The sequence below is a fragment of the Nocardia sp. NPDC004718 genome (assembly GCF_053601535.1).
The window spans coordinates 1-23,462 of the sequence record NZ_JBSGCA010000005.1; the positions used below are offsets into that span (position 1 = coordinate 1).

Below are 23,462 nucleotides of genomic sequence, written 5' to 3' on the forward strand. Positions count from 1 at the left end.
GCGGTGGAGAACTGCCGGAACGCGGTGACGGTCGCGGGCGGCAGCGCCTCACCGGCGACCAGAACCGCGCGCAGCGAGGCGCATTCGGCGGTGTCGGCGGATCCGGCGAACACCGAGAGCATGGACGGCACGAACGAGGTCATGGTGACCCGGTGCCGTCCGATGATCTCCGACAGGTAGATCGGATCGCGGTGGCCGTCGGGCGCGGCGATCAGCATGCGGGCGCCGACGGCCAGCGTGCCGAACAGCTCCCACACCGACACGTCGAAGGTGACCGGCGTCTTCTGCAGGATCACATCGGCCGGGCCGATCCGGTATTCGGCGGTGATCCAGGCGATCTGGTTGACCACCGACGCGTGGCTGACCGCGACGCCCTTGGGGCGGCCGGTCGAGCCGGAGGTGTAGAGCACGTAGGCGGTGTTCGCGGCGCGCAGCGGGGCGCGGCGCTCGGCGTCGGTGACGGGCTCGTCGCCGAATCCGCTCAGGTCCAGGGTGTCCAGCGTCAGCACCGGGATGTCGGCGGCGGTGACGTTGTCGCCGGTGGTGGTGAGCACGCACACCGGAGACGAGCTGTCGAGCACGTATTCGGTGCGCTCGGCCGGGTGGTCGGGGTCGATCGGCACGTAGCCGCCACCGGCGGTCAGCGTGGCGTAGATCGCCACCAGCATGTCCACCGAGCGGCGGATGCCGACCGCGACCAACGTCTCCGGGCCGACACCCGCCTCGATCAGCTTGCGCGCCAAGCGGTTCACCCGCGCGGCGAACTCGGCGTAGGTCAGCTCGATCGGCGCGCCGAACTCCTCCGCGCCGCGCGTGCCGCCGTCGAACAGGACGGCCGGGTCGTCCGGCCTGCCCCGCACCTGCTCCTCGAACAGCTCGAGCACGGTGGCGGCGGGCACGTCGTGCCCGGTGTGATTCCACTCGGTCAGCACCCGGGCGCGCTCGGCCCCGTCGAGGATCTCGATGTCGCGCACCGTGGTTCCCGGCGCGGCGACGGCGGCTTCCAGCACGCGCAGGTAGCGGCGGCCGAACTCGGCGACGGTGGGCGCGTCGAACAGGTCGGTGGCGAAGGAGATGACCGCGCCCATGCCGGCGGGCTCACCGTTCGCGCCGCGTTCCTCGGTGACCGTCCATTGCAGGTCGAACTTGGCGATGTCGACCTCGAGCTCGTCGGCGGTGACCGAGAGCCCGGGCAGTTCCAGGGTCGCGTGCGACATCTCCTGGAACGACAGCATCACCTGGAACAGCGGGTGCCGCGCCTGGGAACGAGTCGGGTTGAGCACCTCGACCAGCCGCTCGAACGGCACGTCCGCGAATGCGAACGCGGCGAGATCGGTTTCCCTGGTGCGGCCGAGGAATTCGGCGAAGGACTCGCTGCCGTCCACTTCCGAACGCAGCACGAGGGTGTTGACGAACATGCCGATCAGGTCGTCGAGCGCCTGCTCGCCACGCCCGGCCACCGGGGTGCCGATCGCGATGTCGCTGGTGCCGGACAACCGGGCCAGCAGCACGGCCAGCGAGGCGTGCATGACCATGAAGAGGCTGACGCCTTGGGCGCGGGCCAGCGCGACCAGCCGCCGGTGCAACTCGGCGTCGATGTCGAAACTCACCCGGCTGCCGTGGAAGCTCTGCACCGGCGGGCGCGGGCGGTCCGCGGGCAGGTCGAGCTGATCCGGCAGACCCGCCAATGCCCTGCGCCAATAGGCGATCTCGCGCGCCGCCATGGACGCGGGATCGGATTCCGCGCCGAGCAGCTCGCGCTGCCACACGCTGAAGTCCTGGTACTGCACCGGCAACGGCGCCCAGCTCGGCGCCTCGCCCGCGCTGCGGGACAGGTAGGCGGCGGCCACATCGCGCGCCAGCGGGCCGAAGGAGAAGCCGTCGGCCGCGATGTGGTGCACGACGAACGCCAACGCGTAGTCGGCCGCGCCGTTGCCACGCCCGCCGGTGACCGCGAAGACCCGCACCCGGATCGGCAGCTCGGTCGAGACGTCGAAGCCGCACGCGGCGAATTCGGCCAGCGCGCCGTGCAATTCGGCCTCGTCGATCGGCTGCACCTCGATGCCGAGATCGACCTGATCGACCGGAAGCACCTGCTGGTAGCCGCCGTCGCCGGACTCGGGGAAGATCGTGCGCAGCGACTGCTGCCGCTCGACCACGTCCAGCAGCGCCGACTGCAACGCGTCCAGGTCCACCTGGCCGCGCAACCGCACCACGAACGGCAGGTTGTAGGTCGGCACGGTCGGGTCGAACTGGTTGATGAACCACATACGCTGCTGTGCCAGCGACAGCGGCACCCGCTCCGGCAACTGCTGGGCCACCAGCGGCGGACGCGATTCGCCCACGGGCGCGGCGTTTTCCGCGCGCGCGGCGATACCGGCGACGGTCGGGGTCTCGAACAGCGCGCGCACCCCGATCTGGGCGCCGAACGCGGCGCCGATGCGCGCCACCACCTGGGTGGCGACCAGCGAGTTGCCGCCCAGGTCGAAGAAGTTGTCGTCGATGCCGATGCGGTCCTGGCCGAGCACGTCGGCGAAGATGCCCGCCACGATCTGCTCGGCCTGGGTGCGCGGCGCGCGGAAGTCGCCTGCGTCGGCGCTGAACACCGGCTCCGGCAGCGCCTTGCGGTCCAGCTTGCCGCTGGTGTTGAGCGGGAAGGCGTCCAGCACCATGATCGACGCGGGCACCATGTAGCTGGGCAGCTGCTCGGCGGCGAACCTGGTCAGCTCCACCGGTTCCACGCTGTGGCCGGGAGCGGGCACGACGTAGGCCACCAACTGCTGACCGGTCGCGGTGTCCACCACCAGCACGACGGCCTGGCTGACCGCGGGGTGGGCGAGCAGATCGGTCTCGATCTCCCCCAGCTCGATGCGCTGGCCGCGGAACTTCACCTGGAAGTCGGTGCGGCCGATGTATTCCAGCGTGCCCGCTTCGTTCCAGCGCACGAGGTCGCCGGTGCGATACATCCGCTCACCCGTGCTCGACAGCGGGTTCGCGACGAAGCGATCCGAGGTCAGGTCGGGACGTCCGCGGTAGCCGCGGGCGAGCTGACGCCCGCCCAGGTACAGCTCACCGGGCGCGCCGATCGCTGCCGGGCGCAACCGCGAATCCAGCACGTAGACCTGGACGTTCCACTCCGGGATACCGATCGGCACGGTCACCGTGTCGGCGGCCGTGGCCTCCCAGTAGGTCACCGAGACCGCGGCCTCGGTCGGGCCGTACAGGTTGTGCAGCCCCGCGTCGGTGATGGCGCGGAAGCCCGCGGCGGTCTCCGGCGGCAACGCCTCGCCGATCACGAAAACCGCGCGCAGCGTCGCGCATTGGGCCTGCGTGGCGTGCGCGACGAACACCGTCAGCATGGACGGGACGAAGTCGGTCACGGTGACGCCGTGCCGTTCGATCATCTCCGCCACATACAGCGGGTCGCGGTGCCCGTCCGGCGACGCGATGACCAGCTTCGCGCCCACCATCAGCGGCAGGAAGTAACCCCACAGCGACACGTCGAACGTGGTCGCGGTCTTCTGCAGGTACACGTCTTCCGCAGTCAGCCGGTACTCGTCGAGCATCCACAGCTGCTGGTTGACGATCGCGTGGTGGGTGACCGCCACGCCCTTGGGGCGGCCGGTCGAACCCGAGGTGTAGATGACGTAGGCGGTGTTGTCCGGACGCAGCGGCGCCAGGCGGTCGGCGTCGGTCACCGGGTCGGCGGAGTACGCCGAGGTGTCCAGGGTGTCGATCTCCACCCGCCGCACCGCCTGCGGCAGCTCCAGCTCGTCGGCCGAGTGCGTCAGCACGCACACCGGCGCGGCGCTGTCGAGGATGTAGGAGGTGCGCTCGGCCGGATGATCCGGATCGATCGGCACGTACGCGCCACCGGCCTTCAGCACCGCGTGCATGCCGATCACCAGCTCCAGCGAGCGGCGCATGCCCAGCGCGACCAGCGACTCCGGGCCCACACCGTCGGCGATCAGGAAACGGGCCAGCCGGTTGACCCGCGCGTCGAACTCCCGATACGTCAGCGTCGCGGAGCGACTCGATGAGGGGTGGTGGTCGGGCGACGGGTGGGCCAGGGTCGCGCCCTCGAAATCGAGCGCGATGTTGTCCGGCGTCCGCGACATCTGCGCGTCCAGCAGCGCCGCGAGCGTGGTCTGCGGAACGTCCTGCTCCGAGTCGTTCCACTCCAGCAGCGTCCGCTCGCGCTCCTCGGCGGTGGCGACCGGAAGGCCCCACACGGTGTCGTCCGCCTCGGCGGCCAGGAAACGATCGAAGAACTCCAGGAAGCGGCCGTGGTGGCTGCGCGCCTCGTCCTCGGTATAGAGGTTGGGATTGGTCTCGAAGTCGATATGCGAACGCGTGCCCGCGACCGATTGATAGAAGTTGACGCCCAGATCCTCGATGCTGCCGGTCGACAGCACGCTGAGCTGGCCGACCATCGGGCCGAGCACGATCTCGTCACCGAACAGCATGATGTTGACCCACGGTCCGAAGAACTCCGTGGTCACCACACCGTCACCGGCCGCGTCGCGGCGGATGTCCTCGTGCCGGTACCGCTGGTGCCGCAACGCGCCCGACACCTCGACCGCTACCTGCTTGAGCAGCTCCGACACCGTCGTGTCGTGGCCGACGTGCAGCCGCAGCGGCACGATGTTCGACGACACACCACCCGAGCGGCGCATCGCCGCGGTGGTGCGCGCGGTCACCGGCAGGCTCAGGATGACGTCCTCGACGCCGTTCCACTGCGCCAGGTACGCGGCGAAACCGGCCAGCAGCAGACCGGCGGGCGAGGAATCGTGCCGCGCGACCGCCGCGTCCAGCAAACTGTTCTGCTCATCCGACAGCGCGGCGCTGGCGATGCCGTTGATCGCCGCGGGCGGCGCGGAACGGCCGGTCAGGCTGGTGCCTTCCTCCAGCCCCGCCACCCGCTGCGCCCAATACTCCTTGTCGGAGGCGAAGCGGGAACTCTCCCGATAGGCGATCTCCTGCTCGTACAGCGTGTGCAGGTCGGTGGCTTTGGAAACAGCCGGTTCGGTGCCGTTGACGTAGGCGGTGTAGAGCTCCGCGATGCGGTTGAGGTTGGTCATCGCGCCGAAGCCGTCGAGCGCGATGTGGTGAGCGCGGGAGTACCAGTACCAATGATCGTCGGCCAACTGCAGCGCCGCGACCTTGATCAATCGGTCGTTCAGCAGGTCGAACGGACGGCTGTACTCCGCGCGCATCCACGCCATCGCTGCGGCGGCCGGATCGGCCTCGCCGCGCAGATCGACGTACACGACCTTGTCGTAATCGGCGATCGAATGGTCGACGAACTGCAGCGGCTCGCCATCGCGCTCGACGATCCGCAGGAACCCGGAACCCAACTCGTGCGACGCGTCGATGCTGGCCCGCTCGAGCACATCGACATCCAGCTCACCGTGCAGGTCGACGTACTGCGCGATCGTGACCGGCACCTGCGGGTCGACGTGCTGCGCGTACCAGATGCCCAGCTGAGCGGGAGACAACGGGAACGCACCCGACAGGTCGGGTGCTACCCCAGACGCAGCGTGTGCCCGTTCGCCACCAGTTTCGCCGTTTCCGCCGAAATCCAGCCGGTCCAACCGTAACCTCGCTTCCGGAACACCACGCAAGCGCTCCCCGACCACACCCGGAGAGGGCGCTCCACCTATCCGAGCGTGGCGCCTGCGTCTCCAGGTTCAGTTCTCACATCAAATCAGGCAAAAATGTTCAATTGAACTATCTGTCCAACCGGCCGGGCACGTTACATGGGCCCGCCCGTGCCCAGAACCCACCGACCGGCTCCGCCGGGACCTTCTTTGCGAATCACCGGATCAATCTACCGTCGCCCCCGGCAGCCGACCAACCAATCGTCATAGCGGACGAACATCAACGCAGGTAGTGGAGCCGTAAGCGGTTTGCCAGGAGGATGTTGCGGTTCTCACATGCGTCACCCCCGCCCCAAACCGGCGCTTTCGCGCCGCAGGAGGCGGGCGCCTATGGCACCCGCCGTCACGACCCGCGCACCCGCGCCGGGTCATAGAGGTGGGATTCCGCGCACGACACCGCCGGCGTGAGCGCGCGGCCCACCAGGATCACCGCGGCATGCCGCAGTCCGGCGGCCTCGACCTGGTCGGCGATGTCGGCCAGGGTCCCACGCAGGATCAATTGCTCGGGCTGGCTGGCGCGGTAGACGACAGCGACCGGGCAGTCCGGGCCGTACTCGGCGGCCAGTTCGGCGGCCGATGCGCGGGTGCGGGTGACGGCCAGGTGCAGCGCGAGAGTGGCGCCGGTGGCGGCGAAGTTCGCCAGCGCTTCCGACTCGGGCATCGCGGTGGAGCGGGCCTGCGTCCGGGTCAGCACGACCGACTGGACCAGCTCCGGCACGGTCAACTCCGCACCGAGCACCGCCGCCGCGGCGGCATAGGCGGGCACGCCCGGTGTGACATCCCACGGCACCCCGTGCGCGTCCAACCTGCGGGTCTGCTCGGTCAGCGCCGAATACAGCGACGGGTCGCCCGAGCACAGGCGGGCCACGTCCTGTCCGGCCCGGTCCGCGCGCACCAGACGCTCGGTGATCTGGTCGAGGTCCAAGCGCTGGGTATCGACCAGTTCGGCGTCCGGCGCGCAGTACGCCAGCACGCCGGGATCCAGATAGGTCCCCGCGTACAGGCACACCGGCGACGCGCGGAGCAACTCGACCGCGCGCACCGTCAACAAATCGGCCGCGCCCGGCCCGGCCCCGATGAAGTGCACGGTCATGCGCGCGAGTGTATTGACCGCCGCTCAGGCGGTGGCGTCGAAGTGGGCGATCACCTTCTCGGGGCGGAGGCGGACGACGAGTTCGCCGGGGACGCCGTTGCGCTTGCCGAATTCCTCTGCACGGTCGGCGCCCATGTAACGGCCGGCGATCTCGGTGGCGGTGCGCAGCAGTTCGTCCGGGTCTTCCGAGAGCGTCACCGTGCCGCGCAGCTGGACCGACGCGTAGGGCGGTTCCTCCAAGTCGACGCACACCGAGACGCGGCCGTCCCGGGCGAACGCCTTGCCCTTCGCGGTGGACTTGCCGGTGTTGAATACCAGTTCGTCGCCGTCGACGATGAACCACACCGGCGTCACCATCGGCCTGCCGTCAGCCGTCACGAACGCCACCTTGCCGGTGCGGGTGCCATGGGTCAGAAACTCGCGCACTTCGGGATCGGAAAGAGAGGCCATCCGCTCACCCTAGGTCGTGACTACCGACAACTCGGCTCGGTTGGTTCGATCGGCTCCGTTCGGCTGAGTTCGGCCGCGCGATGCGCTCGTTGCGTCGGTATCGATCGCGGTGGAAGGCGATCGGCGCGCACCGTGCCGGACTGCCGACCCACTGGCTGTCTCCGGTGGACTCAGCGCTGCCAGTTGGTGTCGTGGTTGGGAGCGGGCTGCTGGGGCCACTGGGCGTTGGGGCCGCCCGCGGCAGGCTGCTGGTACTGGGCGGGGCCCATGGTCTCGGCGTTCGCGCGGGCGAGGAGGTCGGGCACCTGCGGTCCGGCGACCGGTGACGATGCGCCGCACCACGTGCACTCCAGGTGATGCTTGGTGCTGAGCGGGAAGAGCGGAATGAAGAAGAGCGTGAACTTGGTGACGAGCTTGCGCAGCGCGTGCGCGGCGGGATTGCCGCAGCGGCCGCAGATCAAGGTGATCATGGCGAGCGTGTGGATACGCTTCTGCCAGCCCCAGATCAGCATGTGAGACCCCCGAAGATAGAAAATCCGATGTCGGTCACAGTAGTCGATCGGCGCAGCGTCGGCTCCAGTGAAGAACGGCCGTTCCCGCGCGCGTCCGCGTCACAGCATGCCGCGCTCGCGGGCCCGCGCCACCGCGGAGGTGCGCGAGCGCACGCCGAGTTTTCCGTAGATATGCACCAAGTGGGACTTGACGGTGGTCTCGCTGAGGAACAACTGTTTGGCGATCTCGCGGTTGGACCGGCCGTCGGACACCAGCCGCAACACCTCGATCTCGCGCCTGCTCAGCGTGGTGTCGGCGCGGCGCACCCTGGTCATCAACTTGGACGCGACCGCGGGCGAGAGCACGCTGTCGCCCGCCGCGGCCGACCGCACCGCGGAGAGCAATTCGCCGGGCGGTGTGTCCTTGAGGATGTAGCCGCACGCGCCGGCCTCGACCGCGCCGAGGATGTCGGCGTCGGTGTCGTAGTTGGTGACCACCAGGACGTTCGGCGGGCTCGGCAACTCACGCAGCCGCGCGGTCGCCTCGACTCCCGACCGGCCGGACCCGAAACTCAGGTCCATCAGCACGAGGTCGAGCGGCGTGGTCGCGCAGAACGCGACGGCGGCCTCCGCGGTGGCCGCCTCGCCCACGACGGTGATGTCGTCGGCGACGTCCAGCAGCGCGCGCAATCCGGCGCGGACGATCGCGTGGTCATCGGCGAGCAGCAGGCGGATCACTCGGAACCCTCCGCGCCGAGGTCGCGCGAGTCCGTGCCTCGGGTGTCCGTTCTGCCCTGGTCGGGGGGACCGGTCTCGGGCCCGCCGTGACTGCCGGAGACCGGCCCGACCGGGTCCGAGGCAGTCGATTCCGTCCGGGCCGGTTCCGTGCGCGGCGGATGCGCCATGGCGAGCGGCGCCGCGCCGCGTTCGCCCGCTTCGAGTTCGGCGCAACCTGAGGCAGTGTCGAGCGGAAAGGACACGGTGACTGCCGTGTGCCCCGGCTCGGACTCGACCGCCATGACGCCACCCTGCTCGTGTACCCGCGACCGCATGGCGGCCAGCCCGAACGATCCCGACGGGCTTCGCTCCAGCAGTTCGGGAGCGATGCCGACGCCGTCGTCCACCACGTCGAGATGAATCGCGTCGTCCGCATAGGTGAGCGTCACGCGCATCCGGCCAGCACCGGCGTGCCGGATCACGTTCGAGACCGCGCCCTGCGCGATCCGGACCAGCGCGGCCTCGATCGGCATGGGCAGTCGCTCCGGCGGACCCTCCACCACAAACCTGGCATTCAACCCGGGCGCGGCGGCGCGCTGAGTGATCCGCTCCAGCGCCTCGGCCAGTGACTGTCCCTCCAGCGCGGCGGGAGCCAGTTCGGCGATGAGTCGCCTGGTTTCGGCGAGGTTCTCCGCGGCCGCCTCCCTGGCCAGCCGGATCCGTTGCAGCGCGGGGTGATCCGGCGCTTCCCGCTCGGCCGCGTGCAGCAGCAGTTGAATGGAACTCAGCCCCTGCGCGACCGTGTCGTGGATCTCGGCGGCCAGCCGCTCTCGCTCGGCGAGCTTGCCCGCCGTGCGTTCCTGTTCGGCCAGTATCGCTCTGGTACTCAGCAATTCGTCGATCAGTCGCTGTCGTTCCGCGGCCTCGCGGAACAACGCCTGATAACCGAGCCCGATCCCGACCGCGACGGCGGCTCCGATGACCGGGCCGACCACACCGGCTACCGACCAGCCCCGATGCAGGCCGAAGCCGACTACCGCCACGGCGGTCGCGGCGGCCACGGCGCAGAGGTTCCATGGACGCGGCAGCAGGTGCAGGTACAGGAAGAACAGGCCGAACGCGAGATAACCCGCGTCTGGCGCGAGTACGACCAGCCCGAGCCACAGGACCGTCAGCGCACCGAGCCACACCGGAATCGCGCGCCGTTTCCCCGCGAACCCCGCGCCCGCGAAATAGGCCACGAGGAAGGCCGCGGCGAGACCGACGGTCGCGGCCGGATGTGCCGCGCCGGGCAGCACCGCGCGCACGGCGACTACCACCGCCAGACCGGTCATCAGCACGTGCAGGCCGAGCCGCAACGTGGTGAAAACCGGGGTCAACGGGGACGAGTGCACGGTGCCAGCTTATGTACGGCTATCGCCGGGGCATCCATCGAAAGGTGGAAAACCACCGCCGACTTTCGCTCATCCGCGCTTCCTCCTCCGGCGCGATGGAAACGGCCCGGCGCGGCACGAGGGTGGAGACATGTTCGTCGCACTCCGAGACCTGCGCGCCGCCCGCGGCCGGTTCGCACTGATCACACTCGTCGTCACGCTGGTGGCGGTTTTGGTGAGCTTCCTCAGCGGGCTCACGGCCGGGCTCGCGCACCAGAACGTCTCGGCCGTCGAGTCGTTGCCCGGCGACACTGTCGTCTTCGCCGACACCGGCGGCGCTCCCTCGTTCGACGGATCCATGCTGACCGGAGAGCAGATCGCGACTTGGCGCGCCGCCGCCCGCGGCGTGACACCGGTGGGCATCGCCCGCGGCAAAGCGAAAGGTGACGGCTCCGCCCCCGCGCAGGTCGCCTTATTCGGCACGGACACGGCATTCGGCAACCGCCCGGCGACCGATGCGGGCACGGTGCTGCTCAGTACCGGCGCGGCCGCCGATCTCGGTGCCGCGCCCGGCGGTTCCGTGGTGATCGGCGGCCGCGCGTTCGTCGTGTCCGCCGTGCGCGGCGACGACTGGTACAGCCATACGCCCGTGGTCTGGATGACGCTCGCCGACTGGCAGGCGCTCAACCCTCGGTCCGGCGCGGCCACCGTGCTCGCGGTATCGGGGGCGACCGATCCGGAAGCGGTGAACGCCACCGCGCACACCCGGACCACCGACTTGTCGGGAGCGCGCTCGGCGATCGCCTCCTACCAGGCCGAAAACGGCTCGCTCACCCTGATGACCGCCCTGCTGTTCGCCATCTCCGCGCTGGTGATCGGCGCGTTCTTCACCGTGTGGACGATTCAGCGGATGCCCGACATCGCCACGCTCAAAGCGCTGGGGGCGACTTCGGGGTCGCTCATCCGCGACGCACTCGTCCAAGCCGCCACCGTGCTCACGGCCGGTATCGCGACCGGCCTCGGGATCACCGTCGCCGCGGCGACATCGCTCGGCGATGCGGTGCCGTTCGTGCTGAGCCCGGCCACCACGCTGCTCCCCTCGCTCGCGCTGATCCTGCTCGGCTTGCTCGGCGCGGCTTTCGCCCTGCGCTTCCTGTTCACCGCCGACCCGCTCACCGCGCTCGGCGCGGGCCGCTGAACGCAGGCCTGCGCACGGCACGATCGCCAACCGCCGCACCCGGATCGCCTCATCAGCGCACCCGAACCGCCCGACCGCCCTCAGCACGGAGTTTCGATGACACCCACCACCACGCTCACCCTCGCGGACGTGACGCTCACCTACCCCGACGGCACCGGCCGGCTCACCGCCCTGGACCGAGTGAACCTGCGGGTCTCCGGCGGCGAGATCGCCGCCATCACCGGCCCGTCCGGCTCCGGCAAGTCCAGCCTGCTAGCTGTGACAGCCACCCTGATCCGCCCGGAATCCGGGCACATCCGTCTCGTAACCTCCCAGGGCACAACCGATCTCGCTGACGTGACCCGTCGCGAAGCCGCCGCACTACGTCGCTCGTCGATCGGCATCGTCTTCCAACAACCGAACCTGATCCCGGCACTCACCGCCGTCGAGCAACTCGAGGCGATGGCGCATCTCGGACAGCGGATCATCACGTCACGCCGACACCGCCGAACGACCCGCGACCGCGCACTGGCACTACTGGACTCGGTCGGGCTCGCCGACCAGCGAGACAAGCGCCCCGCGCAACTGTCCGGCGGTCAACGGCAACGAGTGAACATCGCCCGCGCCCTGATGAACGCACCGTCCCTTCTGGTGATCGACGAACCCACCAGCGCACTGGACACCGAACGCGGCGCCGCGATGATCGACCTGATCCTGTCCGTCGCCCACGAACACGAGGCCGCCACCCTCCTGGTCACCCACGACCGCTCCCACCTACACCGCATGAACGCCGTCTACCGCATGGTCGACGGACGCCTCACTCCGGAGACCGCAACGGCCGCGGCCCCAGTGACGCCATAGGTCGACAGCTGACGGACCGCCCGGGTTGGCAACAGGACGCAGCGGACTCCTCGCGCCTCTGACCCTTTCGAGTTCGGCGGACACCTGTCGCGGTTAGTCCGTCGACCAGGTACAGCTCGACGGCGGATAGCAACTCCATTGGTGTACAGCCAGTTTCGCGAGTGGCTGCCGCATGGCTCGCCGCGGTGCCGACTCCGACCGACTACAGCAAGACGCCCGCTGTGCAACCACTCGGATCCAGTCGATCGATACGACAAATCGGAGCACTGCCGGTGGTAGGCGCGGGATGGTGCGGGTTCGATGTACCGCCGGCCGCGAAGACCAGAAGGTGAGGGTTGGCGATTCGATAAGCTTGTGCATATCATCTACTCATGCTTACCAACTCTAGCGAGAACCGTTCCGGCGACCCGCACAGCGGCACGGATGAACAGCCGTTTTCCGACGGAACCATGCTCATGCCCTGGCAGGCCGGGCCGCTGCACGACAGCCGGGGCCCGGTGTTCGTCAGCGTGACCGACTTTCTGGCCGCCTCCGAAGAGGATGTTCAGGCGATCTACAAGACGGGAATGCGGCTGGGCCGGAACTGGCCGGTGATGCACGGCGCGGTCGGCCTGTGGCTGTGGGCTCGGCCGTCGGAGTCACGCGGCGGCTCGATCTCGGTGTGGGAAACCGAGCAGGACATGCGGCGGTTCGTGCGCTGGCCGGTGCATGCCGACATCATGCGGAAGTGGCGCGGTCGAGTCGGTCTCGCCACCGACTCGTGGCAGGCCGCCACGTTCGAGAAACAAGAAGTGTGGGCACGGGCGCGCGACACGATCGAGCGGCGCCCGCACCCGCAGGCCGGATGACTCAGCGGATCAGGGTGGCAGCACGTTGGCGTCGGCCGGGATCATGCCGAGCTCACGTATCTTCTCCAGCCGGGTCACCGCGCCGCTGATGGCATTGTCGTGCAGACCGGCGTCGCCGAGCGCCGCCCGAAAGCGGTCCATGTCCACATTCTGCACCGCGCGAAAGACGTCGTCTTCGAGACGTTCACCCTTCTGCGCCGTGACGAAGTCGGAATCGATCTCGATTTCGAGCGGCCGAGGCGACAGCGGGAACGATCGACCGTGATCGATGGCCACCACTTCCAACTGCCCACCGCGTTCGACAGTGCGGTAGTTGCCGGGATGGCGATCCATGGCCCCGATGATGTAGTCGAGTACCCCGACTTGCTGCTGCTGAGTTCTCGAATACTCGCCCACCGGCCTGAACGGCTCGGACTCGACGAATTGCTGAATCATGCCCGGCCTGGGGCGGCCGTCCGGTCCCATCACACCGTCGGTCCGTGCCGTCGGCGGCACTCTGCCGAAGCCGAGCAGTTCGTCCACACGGTATGCCGCGATCTCCCGGCTCGTGAGCGCACCGGGCGCGTGCACGAAAGGTAATCCCGCGTCATATTTCTCGCCATCGATCGGTTTGTAGACGTTCAATTGCCCGTCGTCGGAGAGCATCTTCCGCACTGTGGTGGAGCTTTTCGCCACGGCTTCTCTCATATCGCCGTCGAAGCCGACATCGGTCGTCAACCGGCGCGCACGCATGGCGGATTCGGCGGCACTGGGCTGATAATTCCACCTCTGCCGAGCCGCCTGCGCCGGGTGCGACCGCACCTGGGTGCGCGCTTCTTCCACCAGACGCGCGGACCGCTCGTCGACTGCCCGGAACTCGCGAGCACCGAGATCCAGCGTGCTGCTGGTGCGCCGGTAGGTGCCCGCCGCGGTCCGGGTCCCCAGATCGAGGGTTCTGGTCAAGCGCCGGGTGATATTGCGAAGTAGAGGGGTGACAGCGTCTCTCACCGAGCGGGCGGCGGGGCCGCGCCGTCCGAGCCCGGTGCCGGGATCGCGGACCAAGGCGTGCGCACGCCGGGCCGCTCCGGCTCGTCCGGGGTTTCATCGATGACGCGGTAATAGCTCATCGCCTGCGCATCGAGCAGCGCGCGCAGGAAACGCGGACCTTCGTCCGGCGTTATTCGCGCGGGCGAATCGAAGACTTTGATACCGCGCTCGTACAGCCTTTCAGCGAGCGGGCATCCGTTCCGATCGGTCACCGCGAGCGTCACGCCACCGCCGGGATCCAACCTGAACTCGGCTACGCGGCGCGTCCGCGAATAACCGACGTCGTAGATCGCGACCAGAGTCGGCGTGTACTCGGCCATGAACCCTCACCTTCACCTGCGACGAACCGCCCGGCAGCGGTCCAACATCCGACCGGAGCAAGCTTCCGGACCGGAATGTTGACGTCTCACGAAGGCAACCTACTACCGAACGGTCTGTTTATCCCAGCAAGGTCCCGCACGCTCAGCGCGATCGAACGGCGGCCGTGCCCACGGGCCGCGTGAGTTCGCGGATCAGCGCTGCCAGGGCAGGCAGCCCGGGCCCGGGAAACCCGGGTGCGGCGAGGCGGCCGGACGCCGACCGGCGATGCCGGGCGGCGGGAGGTGCCGGGAATCGAGCGTGATCAGCGCGCACACCGCCATGATCTCGTCCGCGCGGAATTGCACATGGTCGAGCGCGGGCGTTATCACCGCGACCGCGCCGACGCGGCCGACCACGGTGAGCAGCGCCGCGAGCGAAGCGGCGCGGTCGGACCGGCGACCAGCGTTCGTGCCAGATCGAAACCCGACGACTTCGCCATAGCGCGAATTTCCATCTCGTGCCTGCGCGTGCGCTGCCCGGAGATGTCGCGGCGCAGGTACCCGACCACTTTCGGCTTCATCATCACCTCTCGTTCGATGGGAACGCCCGCCGCCGGGGGCTTTCGCCACCGTTCGCGGCTCACCGCGTCCGGAGTGCCGTGCCCGGCACGGCATCACCCCGACGGCGCGCGCATCCCGAGCCTCGAGGAACGGGAGGCGCATCGCCACGCTGTCAAGTGCACGAGACCAAGTGCGCGATATCTGCGCTTGTCGCTCCCCACCTGCGCGATCGTGCTTAAAGTCCGCTCATAACATCGGATTTCGGGGTCAGGGGGACGAAAGTGACGGACAACGAGATCGACGGCATATGGAAGTCGCCGCGCTTCCGCAAGTTGCTCGCCGAGGGACGCCCCGGGCAGGCCCTCGCCCTCGTCCGCAAAGAAATGGGGCTATCCCAAGCCGATTTCGGCGCGCTGCTGCACTGGGACCGCACCCACGCCGGACGGGTCGAGCGCGGAGAAGTGGGAACCATCTTCGACATCCGCGAACTGGTCCGCGCCGCCGACGCGCTGGGCGTACCGCGCAACGCGTTGCTGCCAATCTTGCTCGCCACCCCCGACACGGGGACCATCGACAACGGGGCCTGTGAAGGAGTCGATGACGTGGACCGCAGACAATTCGGCCTGGCAGCGACAATGACGGCGGTGGCGGGTGTCTCCATACCGCCGACCAGGAACGCAGAACCGGTTCGCGTCGGCACCGGGCATATCACGTACATCCGTATGCTCACAGAGCGACTGTGGCAGCACGACCATCATCGCGGTGGCGGCGCGATATTCCTCTATGCAACAGGGCAATACGCCTCCGTACGGCGGCTACTGGACTCCAGGTCCTACGGCCACCGCATAGGTGCCGAATTGGTCAGTGCGACGGGATGGCTGTCGAATACCGTTGCATGGTTGGCTCGCGACAGTAATCGCCCCGGCACGGCCCGGCGGCACCTCACGGAATCGGTCTTGCTCGCCGAACAGTGCGGTGACAATGCCTTATTGGCCGCCGCCCTCGGTGATCTCGCGAATCTCGCCGCGTCCTCGCCCGCTTCATTCGCCGAGCCCGTGCGCCTCGCACGACGTTCGACGGAACTCGTCAGGGGAATACCGTCGGCTCGTATGAACGCGCTGAAGGCCGCCGAGGAGGCGACAGCCTACGCGGCCGTCGGCGACGAGCAGGAGTTCAGCCGGGCGATGGCGCGAGTCTGGCGCGAAGCCGATCGGGGGCTCGACAGCCCGGACGACCCGGCATGGCTGGAGCACGTCACCGAAGCCGAACTGCGCGCCCACGAGGCGCGAGGACTCGGCATGCTCGGACACCACAGCCGGGCGGTGCAGCTGTACCGCGAGAGCGTCGGCCATGAGAACTGTTTCCCACGCGACGAAGCGTCGTACCGCGCCTACTACGCCGCAGCCCTCGCCGGCCTCGGTGACACCGCCTCCGCCATCACCGAAGCACACACCGCCCTCACCCTCCTCGAAGGCCCCGTCAACTCCCCACGCCTCCTGGCCGAGCTACGCCCCGTCCGCGCCGCCGCCACCCACACCCACGGCGACAAAGCCGAACACCTCCGCCACCGCTTCGACACACTCGCCCGCACGGCGTGACGTGACATGTGACTTCGCAGCGCAGCCACCATAATGGCCCGAAGTCGACTGCATCGACCGAGTGAAGCCACATGGAGCCCCTCCAGAGATTGTCAACTGCGAGGGAACAGCCGTGCGATATCTGCGATTGTCCCTCCCGACCTGCGCGATCGTGCTTAAAGTCGCGCCATCACAGCAAATTTCGGGGTCAGGGGGACGAAAGTGACGGACAACGAGATCGACGGCGTATGGAAGTCGTCGCGCTTCCGCAAGTTGCTCGCCGAGGGACGCCCCGGGCAGGCCCTCGCCCTCGTCCGCAAAGAAATGGGGCTATCCCAAGCCGATTTCGGCGCGCTGCTGCACTGGGACCGCACCCACGCCGGACGGGTCGAGCGCGGAGAAGTGGGAACCATCTTCGACATCCGCGAACTGGTCCGCGCCGCCGACGCGCTGGGCGTACCGCGCACCGCGTTGCTGCCAATCTTGCTGGGTCCGGCCGATCCGAGGACCATCGAAGATGGGGGTAAAGGAGCCGACGACATGGACCGCAGACAATTCGGCCTCGCTGCGACGATCACCACCTTGGCGGCAACAGCTCCGGCGGCCACGGTGCCGACGCGAGTCGGGTCCAGCCATGTCGACTACTTGCAGACGCTGACGCAACGCATGTGGCAGCACGACAATCACTTCGGAGGCGGGGACATCGCCGAATTCGCGCTTCGCCAATACGGTTTGGCTCGTCGCCTGCTCGACCACGGCACCTACGGCCGGGAAACCGGCGTGCGGCTGTTGGCCGAGACGAGCCGACTCGCTCGATGCGCGGGCTGGCTTTGTCTGGACGCCGGTCGCCCAGCCGTCGCCCGGCGGTGCTACGTCGAAGCGGTGCTGATGGCCGAGCAGGCCGACAACGACGAACTGCTCGCCAATGCGCTGGCCAGCTTGACGTTTCTGACCACAGACCGGCCGACCAGCCGAGAACCGGTGCGGCTGGCACAGCGGGCCAGTCACCTTGCTCGCCGGATCCCATCGGCTCGGCTGAATGCCGTTCGCTCCGCGCGGGAGGCCGTGGCGCATGCGGCGATCGGCGAACGACAGGACTTCGATCGGGCGATGACGCGCGCCTGGCGCGAGGTCGATCGAGGGCTCGACGATGTCGACGAGCCGGTATGGCTGCACCACGTGACGCCGTTCGAGATTCGATCCATCGAGGCCAGGGGCCGGGTCTATCTGGGCCAGCACGACCGGGCGGTGGGCATCTACCGGGAAACTATCGGCACCCGCGGCACTCAGCGTCCACGCGACGAAGCGTCGTACCGCGCCTACTACGCCGCAGCCCTCGCCGGCCTCGGCGACACCGCCTCCGCCATCACCGAAGCACACACTGCAATCAGCCTGCTCGAAGGCCCCGTCAACTCCCCACGCCTCTTGGCCGAACTACGCCCTGTCCGCGCCGCCGCCACCCACACCCACGGCGACAACGCCGAACACCTCCGCCACCGCTTCGACACACTCGCCCGCAGGGCGTGACCTGGGCTCGACAAGACATGTGACTGCGCAGCGCAGCCGCCGAGACCGAATGCGTCAGATCGGCGGTTGTCCCTGCGCACCTGCACGATTGTGCTTAAAGACCGCTCATGCCACCGGGTTCGGGTCAGGAGGCCGAAGTGGCGGATAGTGGTTCAGTTTTGCACCAAAATAATCATCCGTGGCTGTATTGCAATGTTTCTCCGAAATGTAGCATACTGTGCCGGTCGGCATGTATTCCGAGACAACCGCAGGGAGGTGCGCAGGATGGCAAGGCAGGACCCCCGCTCCGCCGACACACCGTTGCGGCGCCATCTCGACGGCACCGCGACGTCGCGTCCGACCGCTCTCGACGCCTTCCGCGAAGCCCGCAAAACCTTCCTCGCCGGCGACCGGGTGGACATGCAAGCGCTGGCCAAGGGTCTCGACGTGGACCGCGCCACCCTGTATCGCTGGGTCGGCTCCCGCGACCAATTGCTCACCGAGATTCTCTGGTCACTGATCGAACCGACCCTCGCCCGCTCGCGGAAGGCCCACTGCCACTCCGGACCCCCCGCCGCGCCCGGTCAGTCCCCGGCCGCAGCCGTCATGAACGAGGCCATGCGCGCCGTCAACACGAATCCGGGCATGCAGCGCTTCATCGACCGCGAGGGCGACCTGGCCCTGCGCCTGCTGACAACCAAGGCGTCCGGTTTCGAGGCTCGACTGATCGAGCTGATCGCCGAGATCGTCCGCGAGGAGACCGCCGCTGGTCGCCTGCGGTCGTCGATTCCTTCCGAAGATCTGCCGTACGTACTGGTCCGCGTCATGGAGTCCTATACCTACCTAGGGCTCATCACCGGCCAGCAGCCCGACCATGATCGTTCCGCCAGGGTTGTCAACGCACTCCTACCCTGCGGGAAGACCAGCGGTCCGGATGCGGAGTAGGCCACCGGAAGCTGCGTGACGACAGGTGTACACCTCTTCAGCGGAATCCCCGCTTCCCCGCGAACCCGACGTCCACATCAGGTTTACCGGACCTGCCGGCGTATTCGACTACATAGCTTGCCGAACAGCAGTCCGAAACCTGTTGCGAAAGTGGTCCGAGAGTCACTGTCCGGAAGTATCGGCATTCGAAGTCGGCGATCAAAGCACTGAATATGATCGGCTGCCTTGTGAACGACTGTGGCTACTTCCCTGACTGCCACGGATATGCAGTCTGATCCTCGCCGGGCGCTCAGGTCATGCCGTGCGGGCGAGTGTGTCGAAGCCATTCAGCGCGTCGCAGCTTCTACCGCTGTCGCGTGCGTCCTCGGCTAGTTGCCGTATTGCCTGGTTTCCGGCCGTTCGATCATGATCGCGTGAGCTGGTTCCTCGGCCACCGGCCGGTGCTCGACTCCGCGAGGAACCACGAAGATCTCGCCGGGACCGAGTGTTACCGCCGCATGGTCCTGCAATTCGATGCGGAAGGTGCCGTTCCAGCAGAGGAACAGCTCGTCTTCGTCGTGGTGATGCCAGGGGAACGCGCCGTGCAGGCGAGCGATGCGCACCACGGCGTCGTTGGCGGTGGCCAGGTCGCGCGGCTGCCAAGGACCGCTCAGGTCGTCGACGACATCGGTAATGGAGATCTTGCTCATGGGTTCATCGTCGCCGTGGCGAGGTCGGGACCCTAGAGCCAATCAGGCAGAATTGGTTTGTATATGGAGCCAATGGAACTCGCTGATCGGCTCGGTCGCTGGTCGACCGACCGAGGTCCGCTCTATGTCCTGCTGGCGCGGCGACTGCGGGCGTTGATCGATGACGGTGAGCTGCGGTCGGGCATGCGGCTGCCGCCCGAGCGCAAATTGGCGAAGGCTCTCGCGGTCGGGCGCAGTACGGTGGTAGCGGCATACGATCTGCTCGGCGCGGAAGGTCGCGTAGTGCGCCGGCAGGGCAGTGGCACCCGGGTCGCGGGACCCGAGACGGTCCCGGCTCGCGAGACCACCCATTCCCCAGCCTTTCTGCAACTGCTCGAGCCGAGCGCCGATGTCATCGCGCTCGCTTGTGCCGCTCCGGGGAAACCGCCGCCCGAGCTGGCCCAGGCATATCGGCACATCGCGCCCGAACTCGCCGCGGTCGCGGGCGACATCGGTTACCACCCGACCGGACATCCGCTGTTGCGCCGGGCGATTGCCGACCGATACCGAGCACGTGGCGTGCCGACCGATCCGGAGCAGATTCTCGTCACCGGCGGCGGACAACACGCGCTGTCGCTACTCGCCCGCGCACTGCTCCGGCCCGGTGACCACGTCCTGGTCGAGGCGCCGACGTACCCCGGCGCGCTCGAGGCGTTTCGCGAGGCCGCGACGGTACTGCGGACAGGCCCGGTCGGCTTGGGCACGGTAACCTCGGCAGCGCTCGCGTATGTCGTCGCGACATGCCACAACCCCACAGGTGCGGTGCTTCCCGCGCCGAGGCGGCGGGCCCTGGTCGAGTCGGCGAGAAGGGCCGCGGTGCCTTTGGTCGATGACGAGGTGCTGGCCGATCTCGGATTCCCTGGCACCGATCCGCCACCACCGCCGTTGGCCCACTACGACAAATCGGTGATATCGATCGGTTCGCTCAGCAAGGTCGTCTGGGGCGGGTTGCGTGTCGGTTGGGTGCGGGCACCGGTCCCGGTGATCGCCCGGTTGTCTCGGCTGCGCGCGGTGCACGATCTCGGCGGCAACATCCCAGCACAGTTGGCCGCCACCTGGCTGCTCCGCGATCTCGACCGATTGCGGGAACGAATCTCGCAGCAGCGCAGAGAAGGTCACGACCTGCTGGTGGCCGAACTGGCCGCGCGTCTACCGGAATGGGAGATCCCCACGGTGTCCGGTGGCCAGACGCTGTGGATCCGACTGCCCGGTGGGGACGGCGCCTCCTTCGCTCAGCGCGCACTGCGACACGGGGTCGCGATCTTGCCCGGTGCCGGGCTGGACGCCTCCGGCGGCAGCATCGACCGCATACGGATCAGTTTCGTCGCCGAGCCCCACGATTTGCGCGAAGCCGCACGCCGATTAGCCGAGGCATGGCGGACCTACGAACCACCTGACCAGCCCGTCGCGGTGTCACCCCCGCTTGCTATTTGAACGGACTTCCGTTCCGGCTGCGCTGCACCGTCCGAGTGGCGCGAACGCGTGCCGACTCGCACGCACGGCGTAAGCGCCGCCCCGCACTCACTCGTTCCGCATACGTTGACCGGAGCGATTTTCCGGCCGCGCGGTCGGGTGGGCAGGTCGCGGGCGGCGAGCGTCGTGGTCCGAAGGGCCGCCGCCCGGTTGCCGACGCGGACCCCGGCCGCGGCCCAGCCGACGACCTCGCGACGGGGTCGTCCGCGACTCGCCGATGCCCACCGCGTCCGCCGAAAAGGGAAGCATGTCGCTCGGCCATCGCGCCGCAGGTGGGGCGGCCACCGTGTCCCTTGCCGGTCTGGGCATGAGGGTCGCGGCGAGTGTGGCGCCCGAGGCGAACAGGGCCGAGCAGATCCACATGGCCGCGCGATAGCCCGCGCCGAAGGCGATGCTGTCGGTGAGCGGCGTGCGGGATATGCCGACCAGGCCGGGGATCGCGGCGATGGCGAGCAACTGGGCGATGCGGGCGATCGCGTTGTTGACGCCGGAGGCGATACCCGCCTCCTCGGTCGGCACCGACACGAACACGGATTCGGTCAGCGGAGCCACGAACACCGCCATGCCCGCGCCGAGCAGGACGACGCCGGGCAGCACCGTGGTCGCATATGAACCGTTCGCATCGATTCCGGCCAGTGACACCGATCCGGCAGCCGACAGCAGCAGCCCGATCGTCATCGGCAGGCGCGCACCGTGCCGCTGCGCCCACCGCCCGACGCAGCCCGACGACAGCAACATGATCGCGGTGATCGGGATCGTGGCGGTCCCGGCGACGAGAGGGGAATACCCCGCGACGATCTGCAACTGGAGCAGCAACAGGAACAGCACACACCCCAAGGCGGCATACACCGGCAACGTCACCAGATTGACCGCGGTGAATTGCCGCGACCGGAACAGCGCGGGCGGCACCAGCGGGTTGCGGACGCGGGTCTGCACGATCACGAAGACGGCCACCAGCACCGCGCCAGCCGCCTGCATCCCCGCCTGCCCCGCGATGAAGCCGTAGGTCAGCACCACCAAGCCCGTGGCGACCACCGCCGTGCCGAGCAGATCCGGCCGCCGCGGCGCGTACGGATCTCGGGACTCCGGGACGCGGCGCATCGACACGACGGCCACGGCCACGGCCAACGGAACATTGATCAGGAACACCGAGCGCCATCCGGCCAGTTCCACCAGCCAGCCGCCGACGATCGGCCCCACCGCGCCCGCCACGCCCCCGAGACCGGACCACATGCCGATCGCCGCGCCTTGATCACGCGGATCCAGCGACGCCGCGATCAGCGCGAGACTGCCGGGCGTGATCAGCGCACCCGCGACCCCCTGCACCACCCGCGCCGCCACGAGCGTCACGACGTCCGGCGCGACTCCGCACCACGCCGAGGCCAGCGCGAAGACCACACTGCCCCAGACGAATACCGCGCGACGGCCGTACCTGTCACCCAACGCCCCGCCCACCAGGATCAGCGACGCCAAGGCGAGGGTGTAGCCGCTCACCACCCATTGGAGATCCACCATGTCGGCGCCGAGGTCCGCCCCGATCCGCGGCACGACGAGGTTGACCACGGTGGTGTCGAGGGAGACCAGCGCCGAACCGAGCACGGCGGCGGCCATGATCCACCGGCCCGTGCCGGACCGCAGCCGGGGACGTTCGGCGAACGTCGCCCCGGCCGCCGCGATGACGTCGCTCATCTGCCCGCGAGCACCACGGCGAAGCGCTCGGCGGGATCGGTCCAGGATCGCTGCGCCGGGAGCCCGGCCGCGGCCAGCTCGGCGTGGAAGTCCGTCAGCCGGAACTTCGCCGAGATCTCGGTGCGCATCTGCTCACCGGCGGCGAACTCGATCACCAGATCCAGGTCCGCGACGGTGACCGTCATGTCGGCGGTGGCCTCCAAGCGCATCTCGATCCACCGGTTGCCGGGATCCCACACGGCGACGTGCGCGAACCGCTCGGGTTCGAAGTCCGCGCCGAGCCGGTTGTTCACCACGTGCAGGATGTTCCGGTTGAACTCGGCCGTCACGCCCGCGGCGTCGTCGTAGGCGGGCACCATGACGGCCGGATCGGTCACCAGGCCCACGCCCAGCAGCAACTGTTCCCCCGGCTCGAGCATGTCGTGCAGGCGCCCGAAGAACTCGGCCCGCTCCGCCGGGACGAGGTTGCCCAGCGTGCCGCCGAGCAGCGCGACGATCCTCCGCCCGCGGCGGGGCAGCCAGTCGAGCCCGTTGGTGAAATCACTGACCAGGCCGTGGACCTCGATCCGGGGGAACTCCGCGTTGATCCACCCGACCGCGTCCCGCAGAGCGGACTCGGAGACGTCCAAGGGCACATACGAGCGCGACGAGCCGTGTTCACTGAACGAACGCAGCAGCAGACCGGTCTTCTCCGAGGATCCGGAACCGAGTTCGATCAGCTCCGTCGCGTCGGAGGCCCCGACCGCGATCTCCTGAGCACAAGCGTGCAGCAGCGCGCGCTCGGTGCGGGTCGGATAGTACTCGGGCAAGTCGGTGATCGCCTCGAACAGTTTGCTGCCACGGGTGTCGTAGAACCACTTGGGCGGCAGCCATTTCCGCGGTCCGGACAGTCCGGTCAGGACATCCGTGCGCAGTGCTTCGGCCAGATCCGCCGCGGTGATCCGGATGTCGATCGTCGCTTCCATCGGGATGGTCCTTCCAATGCCAG

The 23,462-nt window shown here is 68.5% G+C and carries 19 protein-coding genes and 1 pseudogene; 7 read left to right on the top strand and 13 right to left on the bottom strand.

What is annotated here, in order from left to right; genetic code table 11:
* From ACWEH3_RS05630 to ACWEH3_RS05655, 6 genes and pseudogenes are all read right to left on the bottom strand, one after another.
* On the bottom strand, positions 1-5,594 hold a 5,594-nt coding region (locus tag ACWEH3_RS05630; RefSeq protein ID WP_450023472.1), incomplete at its 3' end, for an amino acid adenylation domain-containing protein.
* A gap of 409 nt (positions 5,595-6,003) precedes the next feature.
* Entirely contained in the window at positions 6,004-6,753 is a 750-nt protein-coding gene (cobM, locus tag ACWEH3_RS05635; RefSeq protein WP_450023470.1) for a precorrin-4 C(11)-methyltransferase, read from the bottom strand.
* A gap of 24 nt (positions 6,754-6,777) precedes the next feature.
* Positions 6,778-7,203: a PPOX class F420-dependent oxidoreductase gene (locus ACWEH3_RS05640; protein ID WP_450023468.1), complete on the bottom strand. Its 426-nt coding sequence runs from the start codon at positions 7,201-7,203 to the stop codon at positions 6,778-6,780.
* A gap of 170 nt (positions 7,204-7,373) precedes the next feature.
* Positions 7,374-7,715: a hypothetical protein gene (locus tag ACWEH3_RS05645; RefSeq protein ID WP_452358271.1), complete on the bottom strand. Its 342-nt coding sequence runs from the start codon at positions 7,713-7,715 to the stop codon at positions 7,374-7,376.
* A gap of 99 nt (positions 7,716-7,814) precedes the next feature.
* Entirely contained in the window at positions 7,815-8,432 is a 618-nt protein-coding gene (locus ACWEH3_RS05650; protein ID WP_450023464.1) for a response regulator, read from the bottom strand.
* Between the two features lie 215 nt (positions 8,433-8,647).
* A pseudogene (locus ACWEH3_RS05655) lies at positions 8,648-9,805 on the bottom strand (sensor histidine kinase); the annotation flags it as partial.
* A gap of 130 nt (positions 9,806-9,935) precedes the next feature.
* Between ACWEH3_RS05655 and ACWEH3_RS05660 the strand changes: the two are divergent.
* The 3 genes from ACWEH3_RS05660 to ACWEH3_RS05670 all read left to right on the top strand — a co-directional run bounded on the left by ACWEH3_RS05660 (position 9,936) and on the right by ACWEH3_RS05670 (position 12,670).
* On the top strand, positions 9,936-10,982 hold the full coding sequence (locus ACWEH3_RS05660; protein ID WP_450023462.1) for an ABC transporter permease: 1,047 nt from the start codon (positions 9,936-9,938) through the stop codon (positions 10,980-10,982).
* A gap of 96 nt (positions 10,983-11,078) precedes the next feature.
* Positions 11,079-11,822, top strand: coding sequence for an ABC transporter ATP-binding protein (locus ACWEH3_RS05665; protein ID WP_450023460.1), 744 nt, complete (start codon positions 11,079-11,081; stop codon positions 11,820-11,822).
* Between the two features lie 371 nt (positions 11,823-12,193).
* Positions 12,194-12,670, top strand: coding sequence for a hypothetical protein (locus ACWEH3_RS05670; RefSeq protein ID WP_450023458.1), 477 nt, complete (start codon positions 12,194-12,196; stop codon positions 12,668-12,670).
* A 9-nt stretch (positions 12,671-12,679) separates the two neighbouring features.
* On the opposite strand, the gene ACWEH3_RS05675 is transcribed toward ACWEH3_RS05670, so the two are convergent.
* From ACWEH3_RS05675 to ACWEH3_RS05690, 4 genes are all read right to left on the bottom strand, one after another.
* Entirely contained in the window at positions 12,680-13,612 is a 933-nt protein-coding gene (locus ACWEH3_RS05675; protein ID WP_450023456.1) for a hypothetical protein, read from the bottom strand.
* Between the two features lie 41 nt (positions 13,613-13,653).
* Positions 13,654-14,016 carry a hypothetical protein gene (locus ACWEH3_RS05680; RefSeq protein ID WP_379250625.1) on the bottom strand — a complete coding sequence of 121 codons (363 nt, stop codon included), beginning with the start codon at positions 14,014-14,016 and terminating at the stop codon, positions 13,654-13,656.
* Positions 14,017-14,208: 192 nt separating this feature from the next.
* Positions 14,209-14,385 carry a hypothetical protein gene (locus ACWEH3_RS05685; RefSeq protein ID WP_452358272.1) on the bottom strand — a complete coding sequence of 59 codons (177 nt, stop codon included), beginning with the start codon at positions 14,383-14,385 and terminating at the stop codon, positions 14,209-14,211.
* On the bottom strand, positions 14,382-14,579 hold the full coding sequence (locus ACWEH3_RS05690; RefSeq protein WP_450023452.1) for a hypothetical protein: 198 nt from the start codon (positions 14,577-14,579) through the stop codon (positions 14,382-14,384). Before ACWEH3_RS05690 ends, ACWEH3_RS05685 begins: the two co-directional genes overlap by 4 nt.
* 258 nt (positions 14,580-14,837) lie before the next feature.
* Here ACWEH3_RS05690 and ACWEH3_RS05695 point away from each other — a divergent pair, with 258 nt between their 5' ends.
* The 3 genes from ACWEH3_RS05695 (at position 14,838) to ACWEH3_RS05705 (ending at position 18,584) form a co-directional block, all read left to right on the top strand.
* Positions 14,838-16,154, top strand: coding sequence for a helix-turn-helix domain-containing protein (locus ACWEH3_RS05695; RefSeq protein ID WP_450023450.1), 1,317 nt, complete (start codon positions 14,838-14,840; stop codon positions 16,152-16,154).
* Between the two features lie 201 nt (positions 16,155-16,355).
* Positions 16,356-17,660, top strand: a complete 1,305-nt coding sequence (locus ACWEH3_RS05700; RefSeq protein ID WP_450023448.1) for a helix-turn-helix domain-containing protein — start codon at positions 16,356-16,358, stop codon at positions 17,658-17,660.
* A gap of 264 nt (positions 17,661-17,924) precedes the next feature.
* The gene (locus ACWEH3_RS05705; protein WP_450023446.1) at positions 17,925-18,584 is read left to right on the top strand and encodes a QsdR family transcriptional regulator; all 660 of its coding nucleotides are present in this window, start codon (positions 17,925-17,927) and stop codon (positions 18,582-18,584) included.
* 368 nt (positions 18,585-18,952) lie between these two features.
* Here ACWEH3_RS05705 and ACWEH3_RS05710 read toward each other — a convergent pair whose 3' ends face one another.
* Positions 18,953-19,273 carry a cupin domain-containing protein gene (locus tag ACWEH3_RS05710; protein ID WP_450023444.1) on the bottom strand — a complete coding sequence of 107 codons (321 nt, stop codon included), beginning with the start codon at positions 19,271-19,273 and terminating at the stop codon, positions 18,953-18,955.
* A gap of 72 nt (positions 19,274-19,345) precedes the next feature.
* Here ACWEH3_RS05710 and ACWEH3_RS05715 point away from each other — a divergent pair, with 72 nt between their 5' ends.
* Positions 19,346-20,746, top strand: a complete 1,401-nt coding sequence (locus tag ACWEH3_RS05715) for an aminotransferase-like domain-containing protein (RefSeq protein ID WP_450023442.1) — start codon at positions 19,346-19,348, stop codon at positions 20,744-20,746.
* A gap of 87 nt (positions 20,747-20,833) precedes the next feature.
* On the opposite strand, the gene ACWEH3_RS05720 is transcribed toward ACWEH3_RS05715, so the two are convergent.
* Positions 20,834-22,474 (bottom strand): MFS transporter, encoded by a 1,641-nt coding sequence (locus ACWEH3_RS05720; RefSeq protein ID WP_450023440.1) that lies wholly within the window; start codon positions 22,472-22,474, stop codon positions 20,834-20,836.
* Positions 22,471-23,445 carry an L-histidine N(alpha)-methyltransferase gene (gene egtD, locus ACWEH3_RS05725; RefSeq protein WP_450023474.1) on the bottom strand — a complete coding sequence of 325 codons (975 nt, stop codon included), beginning with the start codon at positions 23,443-23,445 and terminating at the stop codon, positions 22,471-22,473. The genes ACWEH3_RS05720 and egtD overlap by 4 nt, the downstream gene beginning before the upstream one ends.
* Positions 23,446-23,462 lie beyond the last annotated feature (17 nt).